This is a genomic window from Streptomyces sp. NPDC002055 (genome assembly GCF_040296705.1).
Classification (GTDB): domain Bacteria; phylum Actinomycetota; class Actinomycetes; order Streptomycetales; family Streptomycetaceae; genus Streptomyces.
The window spans coordinates 14,639-27,760 of sequence record NZ_JBEOXS010000005.1 but is presented as its reverse complement, the minus strand read 5'-3'; the positions used below and the strand labels follow the sequence as shown (position 1 = coordinate 27,760).

Sequence of the window (13,122 nt, the reverse complement as noted above, 5' to 3'; positions counted from 1 at the left end):
CCGTGACGGGACCGTGGTGACCCGGCTGGGGGACCGACCTTCTACGGAGGAGGTGGGCTCCGCCGGGCGAAGGCCGCGAGCCGTTCGGCAAAGGCCTCGACGAGGCCGTGGAGCTCATCCGGGCCTTCGATGACGAAGGGGCGGTCCAGCGAGGCGAGTACGGCGGGCAGCCAGTCGAGCCGGTCCACCCGCAGTTCGACACGACACCAGCCCTCGGCCCCCGGGTCCGCCCTGCCCGAGGACGGCGGTTCCGTCACGACTGCGACGCCGGGGGGCAGCCGGGTGTGGATCTGCTCGGCCGTTCCCTGGATGCGCAGGGCCACCTCGTGCCGGTACGGAACCGTGGCGAGCCCGGTCAGGACGCGCTCGGCCGGATCGATCCCGACGGGTGGTTCGAACGAGCCGGGCAGGATCCTCGCACCGGTGATGCGATCGAGTCTGAACGTCCGGTCCGCACCTGTCGGGAGATCCGCAGCCGTGACGTACCACCTGCCCGAGTGGGCGACGATCCCGTACGGGTGCAGGGTGCGCTCGCTGCGCCGGCCGTCGCCGGCGGTGTAGCGGATCGAGATCGGCCGGTGGTGGTGCACCGCGTCGGCCATCGGGAGGAGGACCGCAGGTTCCGGTGCCGCTGCTGCCGTGCCGGGCGGATCCGTGAAGGCGAGCGAGCCGAGCACGGCGTCGAGCCTGCGGCGCAGACGCTCGGGCAGCACGCGCCGGATCTTGGCCGCCGCCGTCTCACGCGCCGTATCCGTGGTCGCCGTCGGGCCCGATCGCCGGCCCGCGGCCAGGCCGAGCAGCACAGCGAGCGCTTCGTCGTCGCTCAGCATGAGCGGAGGCAGGCGGTAGCCGGGGGCGAGCCGGTATCCACCGTAGCGGCCGCGCACCGACTCCACGGGCACATCGAGGTCGACGAGTTGCTGTGCGTAGCGCCGTACGGTGCGTTCGTCGACGTTCAGCCGGTCGGCGAGTTCGGACACGGTCCGGATGCCTCCCGACTGCAGAAGCTCCAGCAGGGTGAGGACGCGGGCAAGAGGGCGGGGCATGCCCGGAATTCTCCCGCCGATACCGGGTGGGTTCCGCCCGGTATCGGTCGTAGCGTGCGTCACCAGTACCGACCGGCCACAGGAGAAAACCATGAACTTCGTCTCCGTCCGCATCATCACCGGCGACGTCGCCCGCCTCGTCGACTTCTACGAGCGCGCCACCAAGGTGTCCGCCACCTGGGCCAACGAGGACTTCGCCGAGCTCAGGACCGCATCGGCCACCCTCGCGATCGGCAGCACCCGCACGGTCCCGCTGTTCGCGCCCGGTTCGGCCCGGCCGGCCGACAATCGCAGTGTCATCCTCGAATTCCTCGTCGACGACGTCGACAGCGTGTACCGGAACCTGAGCGGCTTCGTGGAGGACTTCGTCAACGAACCCACCACGATGCCCTGGGGAAACCGCGCGCTCCTGTTCCGCGACCCCGACGGCAACCTCGTCAACTTCTTCACCCCGGTCACGCCGGCCGCCGTCGAGAAGTTCGCCCCTTGATGAGGGGCAGCACGGCCGCCGGGCACGGCTTCGCCACCGGCGCTGGCCTGCCCGGAGACCGGGCGGTGGTGCCACAGGCGCCGCTCCGTCCGGCACCGAGCGGGGCCACGGATGCTGCCCCGCCCGGCACCGGACGTGTCAACACCCGTGGCACCACCGCCCGTCGGGACGTGTCGGGCGCTATCCGGCCCGCTTCAGCCCCACGTACTGCATCGCTCCGAACACCACCACGGCGATGCCGATGAAGCCGACGTAGGCGTTGCCGAGCAGGGTGATGGGGAACCACGCCGGTCCGGCCGTGATGATCGCCGCGCAGCCCACCGCCCACACGGCGTTGAGGAGGACGGCGCTGACGGCGACCGGCCGGAGGACGTCCGGGCGGGTGCCCGCGTACCAGAGCCCGGCGGCGTAGACCGCCAGGAACGCGCCCTGGGCCCAGTGCAGCCACGTGGGCAGGCCGAGCAGCGGGTCCAGCATCCCGGCGCCCAGCAGGCTGAGCGCCGCGACGAGACCGGACACCGTGCCGTCCAGCTTCAGGGAGAACCGCAGCAGTCCGTCGTCACCGCCCCGCCGAACGTGCCGGTACGGGGCTGCGGTTGATGAATCGTGCACCATGTGTCTGTTCCTCTCAGGCCGTGCCGACCGCGGCACGAATGATGAGCTCGGCGACGTTCCCGGGACGGGACAGCGGCGCGGAGTGACTGGACGGCACCGACGCGACGGCGGCCCCCATGCGTGCGGCCATGAAGCGCTGGGCCGCCGGCGGCAGGGCCCGGTCCTCCTCCGCGACCAGATACCAGGAGCGGATCGCGTGCCACGCCGGCTCACCCGAGGGGGACTCCAGACAGCTCAGGGCGGACGGCTTCTGGACCGCCGCCAGCACGCTCGCGCGCACCGCCGGCACATCGGCGGCGAACACCTCCCGGAAGCTGCTCCGGTCCACCTCGGACAGCCCGTCGTCGTACGGCCGGACCACCTCGCCCACGGTCGCCCCGAACCCCTGCAGGATCTGGAAGCCGCTCTCGCCCTTCTCCGGGGCGAACGCCGCCACGTACACCAGAGCCGAGACGTTCGCCGCGTCCACCACCGCATTGGTGATCACTGTTCCGCCGTAGGACCAGCCCACCAGGACCACGGGCCCCGGCAGGCCGTCGAGCACCCGCCGGGTGGCGGCCACGTCGTCCTCCAGGGAGGTCAGCGGCAACTGCACCGCGGTCACCCGGTGCCCGGCGTCGTGCAGGAACGGGATGACCTCGCTCCAGCCGGACCCGTCGGACCACAACCCATGCACCAGAACCACATCCGACACCGACATCGACTCCTCTGTCGTCGAACCGTGCCCCGCTCTCCCCGCCCCGACGGCCCGCTCGCGGGATGCCGGGGCGCTCGCCGCCGTGCCGGGGGAGCACGGCGGCGAGCCAGGAGAGGAGGCCTCCTTACGAGGAACCAGACTGCCGAGCCGGCGGGCGGCGGGAATCACGGAGACTCCGTGATATTTGGCCGCCCGCCCCGCCGGGCGAGACGCACCCCCTCGCCCCGGCCCGGCGAGGGGGTGCCCGCCGCTCCCGCTCGACGGGCCGGCGCCCGGCTCGTCGCCGCGACAGAAGCCGCGCACCCGAGCACGACGCGCACCCGAGCACGACGCGCACCAGAGCACGACGCGCATCCGAGCACGACGCGCACCCGAGCACGCCTCGGTCTCCTCGACGGCAAGGCCCGGGGGAGCGGATTGCCCGTCTCCGGGCGGCCGTCTACGGTGTGGGCATGGGCGGCTATGTCCGGGGAGCCGGCACGCTGCCGGCCGAGATGACGCGTTTCATCGGGCGTCGGCACGAGCTGTCCCAAGCCAGGGTCCTGCTGTCGCGCGGGCGGCTGGTGACGCTGACCGGGCCGGGCGGGATCGGGAAGACCCGGCTGGCGCTGCGGGTCGCCGCCGAAGCGCGGCGTTCCTTCCCGGGCGGGGTGTGGCTGGTGGAACTGGCCGCACTGGACGACGGCAGCCGGCTGGCCCAGACCGTCGCCTCCCACCTGCGGCTCGGCAACGAGGCGATCGGCGATCCCCTGACCCGGCTCGTGGAGCACGTGGCCGGTGAACGCATGCTGCTGGTGCTGGACAACTGCGAGCATGTGCTCGATGCCGGCGCCGCACTGACCGCGACCCTGCTGAAGGCGGCCCCGGAGCTCCAGGTGCTGGCGACGAGCCGTCAAGTGCTGGGCGTGCCGGGGGAGCACGTGTTCCCGGTGCCGCCGATGGTGCTGTCCGAGGACGCGCTCTCCCCCGAACTCTGCGACGCGGTGGCGCTGTTCGCCGACCGTGCGGCCGCGATGCGGCCCGACTTCCTCCTCACCGCGGAGAACGCCGCGGTCATCCACGAGATCTGCGCCCGGCTCGACGGCGTGCCCCTGGCCATCGAGTTGGCGGCGGCCCGGCTGCGGGCCCTGTCCGCATCCGACATCCTGCTGCGTCTCGACGACCGGTTCACCCTGCTGACCACCGGGTCCCGGACCGCACTGCCGCGTCAGCAGACACTGCGGGCGGCGATCGACTGGAGCCACGACCTGTGCACGGACGAGGAACGCCTCATGTGGGCGCGGCTGTCGGTGTTCCCGGACGGCTTCGATCTGCACGCCGCCGAACAGGTCTGTGCCGGGGACGGCATCGCCCCGGACGCCGTCCTCGACCTGGTCGTCGGCCTGGTGGACAAGTCCGTCCTGGCCCACGAGGAGCGCGGGGCCCGGATGCGGTACTGGCTGCCGGACACCCTGCGCCGGTACGGGCGGGAACGGCTGGCCGCGTCCGGCGAGGAACACCGGCTGCGTGAACGGCACCGCGACCACTACCGGACGATCGCCGAGGAGGCCGAGGCCACCTGGTTCGGCCCCGGCCAGCTCGCCTGGTTCACCCGGCTGCGGGCCGAACACCCCAACTTCCGGGCCGCCCTGGAGTTCAGCCTCGGCGAACCCGACGGAGCCCCGGCGGCGCTCGGCCTCGCCGCCTCCCTGTGGATCCACCGGCTCGGCTTCGGGTCCTTCAGCGAGGGCCGCCAGTGGCTGGAGCGCGCCCTCGCCGCCGGCCCCGAGTCGGGCCCGGAGCGCGCCAAGGCGCTCTTCGTCGACGGGCTGCTGGCCGTCCTGCAGGGAGACATCGACGCGGCCGACGCCCGCGTCGCGGAGTGCCGCGCGCTCGGCGCCCCGCTGGGCGAGGACCCGGACCTGGTCCGCGCCACGGTGAACCTCGACGGCCTCGTGGCCCTCTTCCGGGGCGACTTCCCCCGCGCCGAACGGCTGCTGGAGGACGCCCTCGAACGGCACCGGGCGGCCGACGACGCCGGCAACGCCGCGGTCACCCGCTTCATGCTCACCACCCTCTGCGCCAACACCGACGACCCCGCCGGCACCGCCCACGCCGAGGAGTGCCTGGCGCTGTGCGAGGCCCACGAAGCGCAATGGTCGCGCACCCATGCGCTGTGGGCCCTCGGACTGGACCACTACCGGCGCGGCGGACACCGGCGGGCCGCAACCCTGGTCCGGCACGCGCTGCGGGACAAGCCGCTCTCCCACGACCAGTGGGGTGTGGCCCAGTGCCTGGAGGTCCTGGGCTGGTGCGCGGCCGCGGCGGGCGAGGGCGAACGGGCCGCGACGCTGCTGGGCGCGGCCGACGCGACCTGGCGGGTCGCCGGGTCCGCGCTCACCGGGCTCGGCCATCTGCAGGCCGGCCACCAGCGGTGCGAGGCGGCCCTGCGCGCCGAGCTGGGCGACGCCCCGTACACCGCCGCAGTCCGGGCCGGCGCCCGGCTCACGCTGGAGCAGTCCGTCTCCTACGCCGTGGAGGAGTCCCGGGCCCCCGCTCCGCCGCCAGCGAGCGAGGCATCGGCACCGCTGACTCGCCGGGAGCGCCAGGTCGCGGGACTGGTGGCGGAGGGCATGACCAACAAGGAGATCGCCGCCGAGCTGACGATCTCCCGGCGCACCGCTGAGGGCCACGTCGAGAACATCCTCACCAAGCTCGGCTTCACCTCGCGCGCCCAGATCGCCGCCTGGGCGGCCCGGAACCACGACCCCGCAGCCCGGGAGGGCACCCCGGCCTGACCTCCCGTCCCGCCGGCGCCCTGTGGCCGCGGCCCGTCACCGACCCGGCGTCCGGCGGGCTCCTCCGGCCACCGACCGTGTTCGGCGACCCCGTCTCCGCTCATGGCCCCGGCCCGGGACCCGCGGTTAAACTCCCGCCGTGACCAGCGCAGACGGGCCCGCTTCCGGGAGCCGTGCGGCGGGCCGGACTCCGGCGCCCGCCGCTCCGGCCCCGGCAAGGCCCGCGCTGCCGGCCGGCGCCGGGCCGCGTCGCGGGCCCGGCCGCCGCAGCGTGCTGGGGGCCGGAGTCGGCGGCCTCGCCGCCGTCCTGGCCGGGTGCTCGTCAAAGTCCGGCCCGGTACGGCGGCTGCGGATGGCCACCGGACCGCGGGGCGGGCCGTACCACGCCTTCGGGCAGGCGCTGGCCGAAGCCCTCTCCGCGAGCGGGCAGCGACTGGAGGTCGTCCCCGTGGGCACCGCGGCGAGCGTCGACAACCTGCGCCGGCTGGACCGGGGCTCGGCGGAGCTGGCGCTGGCCATGGCGGATGTGGCCGCCGACGCGGTGCACGGTGAGGCGGAGTTCTCCCGCCCGGTCCCGGTCCGGGCGCTGGCCCGGGTGTACGTGAACTACACGCACCTCGTCGTCCCCGCCCGCGGGCCGGTCCGCACCGTCCAGGACCTCGCCGGGCGGCCGGTCGCCGCCGGAGCGCCGGGCTCCGGCGTCCAGGTGCTGGCGCGGCGGCTGCTGCGGATGACCGGGCTGACCGGGGACCGGGCGGTGCGGACGCGTCCGCTCGGCCTCGCCGAGTCCGTGCGGGCGCTGCGCGAGGGCACGGTCGACGCGCTCATCTGGTCCGGCGGCGTGCCGACGCCCGCGCTAGCGGAACTCGCCCGCACCCTTCCGCTGCGCTTCCTGCCGCTGGACGGCTTCGTCCGTCCGCTGCGCGAGCGCCACGGCGCCGTCTACTCGGCCGTCACCCTCCCGGCCGGGGCGTACGGGATGCGGGCGCCGGTGGGCACCATCGGCGTCGGCAACTACCTGCTGGCCCGGGCCGACGTGCCGGAACGCGCCGCGCGCGACCTCCTCCGGCTGGTCTTCGACCGGCGGCGCGACCTGCTGCGCGAGGTGACGGCGGGCGCCCGGCTGGAGCCCCGCTTCGCCGTCTCCACCGGCGACGTGCCGCTCCACCCGGGCGCGGTCGCCCACTACCGGGCCGCCTACGGCTGACCTGCCGAGCGCTCCGGCGGCCGGAGCGCGGCGATCAGCCCGGCGCGCCCGCCGGCAGCGACAGCTCCACGGCGAGACCCCGGGGCGTGTTGTGGCCGACGGAGAGCCGCCCGCCGCTGAGCGTCGCGATCTCGTCGGCGATGGCCAGCCCCAGCCCGCTGCCGGGCGTGTTCTGGTGCTGGGCGCCCCGGACGAATCGCCGCAGCAGGGTGGGCAGCTGCTCCTCGGACACCCCCGGCCCGTCGTCGGTCACCCGCACGACGGCCCGGCCGTCCCGGAGCGCGGCCGTCACCTCGACGCGGCCGCCGGACGGGACGAACTTGGCGGCGTTGTCCAGCAGCGCGTCCAGCACCCGGCCCACCGCGTCGGGCAGGGTCCGCCCCCGCAGCCCGTCGCCGACGTCGGCGGCCAGGCCGATGCCGGAGGTGCGGAACACCGGGCCCCACGCGGTCACCCGCTCCCGCACCGCCGCCGACAGGTCCTGGTCGGCGAGTTCGGCGGTGCCGGACTCCACCCGGGCCAGCGCGAGCAGCCCGTCCAGCAGATCGCCCAGCCGCTCCGCCTCGTCGAGGGCGCGCGAGAACTCGGCCGGGCCCGGCCCGGGCCGCAGGTGCGGTTCGATGTTCTCCAACTGGAGCACCAGGGTGGCCAGGGGGTTGCGCAGCTGGTGGGAGGCGTCGGCGACGAAGTCCCGCTGCCGGCCGATGGACTCGGCCACCGCCTCCGCCATGCCGTTGAAGTGCTCCCGCAGCCGGCGCAGTTCGGGCGGTCCGGTGTCGGAGGCGGCCCGCGCCTGCAGGCTGCCGGCGGCCAGCCCCTCCACGGCCCGGTCCAGATCGCGCACCGGACGCAGCAGCCACCGGGTGATGCCCACCGCGACCAGGGCCGCCGTGGTGAACGCGGCGATCGCGCCCACCCCGATGAGCCCCGAGCGGACGGCCACGTCCCGGCGCGCGGCCTCGGTGGGGACGGCCAGCACCACGGCGCCGCTCACCCGCTCGTCGTGGCCCACCGGCTCGGCCAGCACCACGGTGGCCGGCCCCCAGGGCCGGACCGTGGGCAGCTGAGCCGTCGGGCGGCCGGTCAGGGCCTGCCGCCGGACGTCCACCGCCGAGGCCGCGAGGGCCGCCGTGGTGCCCGCCCCGGCCCGTGCCGACGGGGTGCCCGCCGAGTCCACGACCAGCACCCCGGCCCCGTACAGCTCGGCGTACCGGTCGATCTCGGCGGACAGCTCGGACCGGTCGGCCCGGGTGCGCACCCGGTCGGCGAGATCGGCGAACCGTGCCGCGTCGGCCCGCCGCTGGAGCAGCAGATGCTCGGTCCGGCTCCGCGCGAGGGTGTCGGCCAGCGGCACGGACAGCAGCAGCACCGCCGCTCCCATGAGCACGATCAGCACGGCGAGCAGCCGGCGCCTCATGGGCCGCCGTCCGGGCCCACGGAGCCGAGCTGGTAGCCGAACCCGCGGACCGTGCGGATCAGCTCAGACCGGCCCGTCTTGGCACGGATCCCCGCCACGTGCACGTCCAGGGAGCGCGAGGCGGTCAGGAAGACATCGCCCCATATACGGTCCAGGATCTCCTCCCGGGAGTGCACCTCGCCCGGCCGGGCGGCCAGGAACGCCAGCACGTCGTACTCCCGGCGGGTCAGCCGCACCTCCGCCCCCGCCACCGTGACGGTGCGGGCCGCCGGGTCGATCTCGACGTCCCCCGTGCGGACCCGCCCCGCGCTCTCCGCACCGCCGCCCGCGGGAAGGTCCGTGCGGCGGCGTACGGCGTCGATGCGGGCCATCAGCTCGGCCGTCCGGAAGGGCTTCACCACGTAGTCGTCCGCGCCGGCGCGCAGCCCCTGCACGATGTCGCGCTCCTCGCACCGTGCGGTGACCACGATGACGGGCGCCTCGCAGACGGTGCGCATCCGCCGCAGCAGTTCGAGCCCGTCCAGGTCCGGCAGCCCCAGGTCGAGCAGGACGAACTCGGCCTCGTGCGCGTGCTGGAGCGCGTCCGAGGCACGGCCGACCCTGCGGACGGAGTGGCCGCGCTGAGCGAGGGCCGTGCCGAGGGCGTGGGCCATGCGGTCGTCGTCCTCGACCAGCAGTGCGTGCATCCGGGCTTACCTCTGTGACCTGGGACAGTGTGCCTTCTGGCATATCCCATCGGCCGGGTTTGCGGAAGAGGCGACCGGCAGGCCGGGGCACGGTGCCGTCCGTGCCCCGGCCTGCCGGTCGCGGCGGTGGGGAGGGTCAGACCTTGGCTTCCACCGCCGGGCCCGGCCGGTCGGCCTCCTCCACCGGGGCGGTCGCGGCCTCGGCCCGGCTGAGCGCGGCGTGGCGGGTCTCCGGCATCAGCACGTAGGTGACCAGGGAGACCAGCGCACACCCGGAGACGTACCAGAAGAACATCGTCTCCATGCCCGCGTCCTTGAACCACAGCGCCACGTACTCCGCCGTGCCGCCGAAGAGCGCGTTGGCGATCGAGTAGGGCAGCGCCACGCCCAGGGCACGCACCCCGGTGGGGAACAGTTCCGCCTTCACGGCGGCGTTGATCGAGGTGTAGCCGGTGACGATCACCAGGGCGATCAGCGACAGCCCCAGCGCCGACCAGTACGACGACGCCGACCGCAGGGCGGTCATGAGCGGGTAGGTGCCGACGGTGCAGCCGACGGCGAAGGTGATCAGCAGCGGGCGGCGGCCGATCCGGTCCGACAGCGCTCCCGCGAAGGGCTGCAGCACGGCGAACACCGTCAGCGAGGTGAAGCTCACCAGCGTCGCGGTGGACTTCTCCATGCCCGCGCTGCCGATCAGGTACTTGGTGAGGTAGGTGGTGTACGTGTAGTAGGCCACCGTGCCACCCAGAGTGAGCGCCATGACCAGGAACGCCTGGCGGCGGTGCTGCCACAGGACCTTCAGCGTGCCGCGGTCGCGGGCGTCGCCCCCGTCGCCCGACGCCTCGGTGAACGCCTCGGTCTCCTGCAGCCGGCGCCGCAGCCAGAAGACCACCACGGCGAAGAGCGCCCCCAGCACGAACGGGATCCGCCAGCCCCACCCCTCCAACTGGTCCTTGCTGAGGGTGTGCTGCATGGTGATCAGGATGCCCAGGCCGAGCAGCTGGCCGGTGGTCATCGACACGTACTGCATGGACGAGCCCAGTCCCCGGCGGCCGCGGCCCGACGCCTCGGTCAGATAGGTGGCGCTCGCCGCGTACTCGCCGCCGATGCTCATGCCCTGCAGCAGCCGCGCGAGCAGCAGGACCAGGGCGCCGAAGTAGCCGGCCTGGTCGTAGGTGGGGGCGACGGCGATGAGCAGGGCGGCCGCCGACATCATGGCGACCGTGAGGGTGAGCGCGCTCTTCCGGCCGTGGCGGTCCGCGGCCCGTCCGAGGATCCAGCCTCCGACCGGCCGCATCAGGAAGCCGACCGCGAAGATCCCGGCGGTGTTCATCAGTTGGGTGGTGGGGTTGTCACCGGGGAAGAACGAGTCGGCGAAGTAGATCGCGAAGGTGGCGTAGACGAACCAGTCGTACCACTCGACGAGGTTGCCGAGCGATCCGCCGATCAGGGCGAGTCGTCGCTTCGCGCGCTCGCCGCCGGGCGGTGTTCTGGGCACGTTGGCGGACGGTGACATGGCGGCTCCCGGTGAGAAGACCCCTGGTCGACGGGGTGATGATGTGCCCAGAGCATGCGCGCGCCACCGTGCCGGGACAAGGTTCGGCCGCCAGATCTAACATGCCGCTAAGAATGCGGACGGCACGCCGCGGCCCCTGGAAACCGCCCTTCACCTCCTTCACCCCGATGGAGGCCCGGAAGCAACCTCCGGGCCCGGACCGCTGTCTCAGGGGCTGACCCGTACGCGGCCCTGACCGGCAGTGGCCGCGCTGTCATCGGAGGGGAAGACGAGTGACCGGAGCAGCAGTGGACCGGACCGGACGTCCGAGGGAAGTGGACGGTGCTTTCCGGCTCTCGCTCCTGGCGATCGCCGTGAACTGGGTGGTCTGGGTGCTGGGTGCCTTCGTCGTCCACCCCACCGGCTTCGACGAGATGCGGCAGGAGGCGGGACGCCAGGATGCCCTCATGCAACTGGCCCTCTCCGCGGGGGCCGTGCTCGTGATCAGCGGAGTGTGGCTGTTCTGCCTGCTGAGGATGCGCGCCGGACGGAACTGGGCCCGGATCGTCATGGCCGCGATCGCCGCGTTCAGTGTGCTGTTCCTCCTCAACAGCCTGAGCATGAACGGCTTCGACCGGCTGACCGGCACCTGGCTGATCCATGACGTGCTGCTCTCCGATCTGCCCGCGGACCTGTTGTTCGCCGCCGCAACGGCGCTGTTGTTCCTCCCCTCCTCCAACGCCTACTTCGCCGCTGCCCGTGGCGCCTGAAGGCGCCGTGCGGAGGGAACCGCGGCACGGCCACGGCGCCGGCCGCACACCCGGGCCCGTCCCGGGGCCGTGAACGACGGGCCGGTACCGCTGCTGACCGCCCGTCCGGCGCCGCGGCCTCCGGCCCGTCCCGGCCCGGCTTCGGCGGACCGAGGCGGGCGGACAGGGCTGTTCAGGCGGCGCGCCCCGCGAGAGGCAGCAGGCTGCCGAGCGCCGCGACGGCGGCGGCGACGCCGAACGCCGTGGTGAAGCCGGCGGACGTGGCCAGCCCCGTCCCGGGGACGGCGAGCGAGGCGATCACCGCTGTCCCGGCCTGACTGCCGATCGCGCCACCGAACGTGCGTGCCACCGTGTTCACGCTGTTGGCACTGCCGCTGCGGGCCGGCGGCGTGGCGTGCTGGACCAGTCGGGGCAGCGCCGCCATGGCGAGACCGTGCCCGGCGCTGCACACCAGATAGCAGACCAGGACGTCCACCGGCCCGGCGTGGAACACCGCGAGCAGCAGCCCGCCCGCCGCGGCCAGCCCCAGCCCGAGAGCCAACGGCCCCCGGATGGTGAGGTGACGTTCCAGCCGGGGTGCCAGCCAACTGGCGGGGAGGCTCAGCACCGTTCCCGGCAGGAGAAGCAGCGCCGCCCCGGTGACCGAGGCCCCGAAACCGTGGGCGGCACCGGCGGGAGCACCGCCGGGGGCCTCCGGCAGCTGGGCGAGTTCGGGCACCAGCACATAGATGACGAACTGATTCGTTCCCAGTGCCAGGGCACCGAGGTGCGCGGTCAGCAGGGGCCGGTGCGTGAGGACGCGCAGGTCCACGACGGGGTGCGGGACCCGCCGTTCGATCAGGGTGAACACCGTCATCAGGACGGCCGCGGCGACGAACGTGCCGATCGCCGTCGGCGAGGACCAGCCCCATGCGGGCCCTTGGGTGATGCCCAGCAGCAGGGTCGCCGAGCCGGCCGCCAGGACCAGCGTTCCGGGCAGGTCCAGGCGCCCTGCGTCCTGTCCGGACCCGGCAGGCACCCACAGAGCGGCGAGCACGAGGGCTGCGGCCACCAGCAGTGCCCCGATGACGAAGAGCCAGCGCCAGGACGCATGATCGGTCATCAAGCCTCCGACGAGCAGGCCGGCGCCGGCGGTGCCGCCGACCAGCCCGGAGGTCACGGCCAGGGCGGCCGGCACCCGGTCCGGCGGCAGTGCTTCCCGGATGATCGCGAACGACAGGGGCAGCAGCGCCAGGCTGATGCCCTGCACGGCCCGACAGGTGATGAGCATGCCGGCATTCGGCGCGACGGCCGCGCCGAGGGTGCCCAGCAGATGGATCGCCAGGCTGCCCAGCAGCACACGTCGCGTGCCGTGCCGATCGGCCAGCCTGCCCACCAGGGGGGTCACGACGGCACTGGCCAGCAGCGGGGCCGAGAGCACCGCCCAGGAGGCACCGGCCGCACTGGTGTCCAGCGCGTGCCGCAGGACGTGCGTCGTGGGCACCAGCATCGTCTGCATCAGCCCGTAGGACAGGACGACGACCGTCAGGGCCGTCATGACCCTGCGCTGCCCGGCGCGTTCGGCCCGGACTTCGGCCGCGACGGTGAGTTCGGTCGTGGTCACGGCTGTGCACCTCGTAAACGGACGTACCGGTCGGCCCACGGGCGGGGCGAGTCCCGCTGATATGGCAAGGGCATGACAATCATCCTTTCCGGGGGTCGGATGCTTCACTGCTGACGGCGCGCCATGTGGTGCGCCGTCAAGGTCAGGTAAGCCTAACCTTATTGAGGCGGGCGGGCGACCGACGGGACGGCCGGGGAAGCGCGCCCGTCCGCCGGTCGTCACCCCGCCGGTCGTCACCTCGGTGTCGGCTACCTCCTGTTCATGGCGTGGGCGATGCTGCGCGACAAGGAGGCGCCGTCGGCCGGGCCACCGGCGACGT

The 13,122-nt window shown here is 73.9% G+C and carries 11 protein-coding genes; 4 read left to right on the top strand and 7 right to left on the bottom strand.

The features are described 5' to 3' along the window. Nucleotides 1-41: 41 nt before the first annotated feature. Nucleotides 42-1,046 (bottom strand): helix-turn-helix transcriptional regulator, encoded by a 1,005-nt coding sequence (locus ABT112_RS03860; protein ID WP_351505214.1) that lies wholly within the window; start codon nt 1,044-1,046, stop codon nt 42-44. Between the two features lie 91 nt (nt 1,047-1,137). On the opposite strand from ABT112_RS03860, the gene ABT112_RS03855 reads away from it, so the two are divergent. After that, nucleotides 1,138-1,536, top strand: coding sequence for a VOC family protein (locus ABT112_RS03855; protein WP_351505212.1), 399 nt, complete (start codon nt 1,138-1,140; stop codon nt 1,534-1,536). A 180-nt stretch (nt 1,537-1,716) separates the two neighbouring features. Here the strand turns inward: ABT112_RS03855 and ABT112_RS03850 are convergent, their stop codons facing one another. Beyond that, the gene (locus ABT112_RS03850; RefSeq protein WP_351505210.1) at nt 1,717-2,151 is read right to left on the bottom strand and encodes a hypothetical protein; all 435 of its coding nucleotides are present in this window, start codon (nt 2,149-2,151) and stop codon (nt 1,717-1,719) included. Between the two features lie 13 nt (nt 2,152-2,164). Next, a complete protein-coding gene (locus tag ABT112_RS03845; RefSeq protein ID WP_351505207.1) occupies nt 2,165-2,845 on the bottom strand; it encodes an alpha/beta fold hydrolase in 681 nt (226 codons plus the stop codon). A gap of 455 nt (nt 2,846-3,300) precedes the next feature. On the opposite strand from ABT112_RS03845, the gene ABT112_RS03840 reads away from it, so the two are divergent. Together ABT112_RS03840 and ABT112_RS03835 are read left to right on the top strand one after the other, a co-directional pair. Beyond that, nucleotides 3,301-5,625: an ATP-binding protein gene (locus ABT112_RS03840; protein WP_351505205.1), complete on the top strand. Its 2,325-nt coding sequence runs from the start codon at nt 3,301-3,303 to the stop codon at nt 5,623-5,625. Nucleotides 5,626-5,764: 139 nt separating this feature from the next. Next, nucleotides 5,765-6,832, top strand: a complete 1,068-nt coding sequence (locus ABT112_RS03835) for a TAXI family TRAP transporter solute-binding subunit (RefSeq protein WP_351505203.1) — start codon at nt 5,765-5,767, stop codon at nt 6,830-6,832. Nucleotides 6,833-6,866: 34 nt separating this feature from the next. On the opposite strand, the gene ABT112_RS03830 is transcribed toward ABT112_RS03835, so the two are convergent. From ABT112_RS03830 to ABT112_RS03820, 3 genes are all read right to left on the bottom strand, one after another. After that, complete coding sequence (locus ABT112_RS03830; protein ID WP_351505201.1) at nt 6,867-8,249, bottom strand: sensor histidine kinase; 1,383 nt, start codon at nt 8,247-8,249, stop codon at nt 6,867-6,869. Beyond that, nucleotides 8,246-8,935, bottom strand: a complete 690-nt coding sequence (locus ABT112_RS03825) for a response regulator transcription factor (protein ID WP_351505199.1) — start codon at nt 8,933-8,935, stop codon at nt 8,246-8,248. The genes ABT112_RS03830 and ABT112_RS03825 overlap by 4 nt, the downstream gene beginning before the upstream one ends. Before the next feature lie 136 nt (nt 8,936-9,071). Next, complete coding sequence (locus ABT112_RS03820; protein WP_351505197.1) at nt 9,072-10,451, bottom strand: MFS transporter; 1,380 nt, start codon at nt 10,449-10,451, stop codon at nt 9,072-9,074. A gap of 272 nt (nt 10,452-10,723) precedes the next feature. Between ABT112_RS03820 and ABT112_RS03815 the strand changes: the two genes are divergently transcribed. Beyond that, nucleotides 10,724-11,200: a hypothetical protein gene (locus ABT112_RS03815; protein ID WP_351505195.1), complete on the top strand. Its 477-nt coding sequence runs from the start codon at nt 10,724-10,726 to the stop codon at nt 11,198-11,200. Nucleotides 11,201-11,372: 172 nt separating this feature from the next. Here ABT112_RS03815 and ABT112_RS03810 read toward each other — a convergent pair whose 3' ends face one another. Further along, nucleotides 11,373-12,803 (bottom strand): MFS transporter, encoded by a 1,431-nt coding sequence (locus tag ABT112_RS03810; protein WP_351505193.1) that lies wholly within the window; start codon nt 12,801-12,803, stop codon nt 11,373-11,375. Nucleotides 12,804-13,122: the final 319 nt, after the last annotated feature.

What these genes read in the sequence shown, in the direction of transcription:
- ABT112_RS03840 (WP_351505205.1), top strand. Translation starts at nt 3,301, where the DNA reads ATGGGCGGCTATGTCCGGGGAGCCGGCACGCTGCCGGCCGAGATGACG.
- ABT112_RS03860 (WP_351505214.1), bottom strand. Translation starts at nt 1,046, where the DNA reads ATGCCCCGCCCTCTTGCCCGCGTCCTCACCCTGCTGGAGCTTCTGCAG.
- ABT112_RS03830 (WP_351505201.1), bottom strand. Translation starts at nt 8,249, where the DNA reads ATGAGGCGCCGGCTGCTCGCCGTGCTGATCGTGCTCATGGGAGCGGCG.
- ABT112_RS03825 (WP_351505199.1), bottom strand. Translation starts at nt 8,935, where the DNA reads ATGCACGCACTGCTGGTCGAGGACGACGACCGCATGGCCCACGCCCTC.
- ABT112_RS03855 (WP_351505212.1), top strand. Translation starts at nt 1,138, where the DNA reads ATGAACTTCGTCTCCGTCCGCATCATCACCGGCGACGTCGCCCGCCTC.
- ABT112_RS03850 (WP_351505210.1), bottom strand. Translation starts at nt 2,151, where the DNA reads ATGGTGCACGATTCATCAACCGCAGCCCCGTACCGGCACGTTCGGCGG.
- ABT112_RS03820 (WP_351505197.1), bottom strand. Translation starts at nt 10,451, where the DNA reads ATGTCACCGTCCGCCAACGTGCCCAGAACACCGCCCGGCGGCGAGCGC.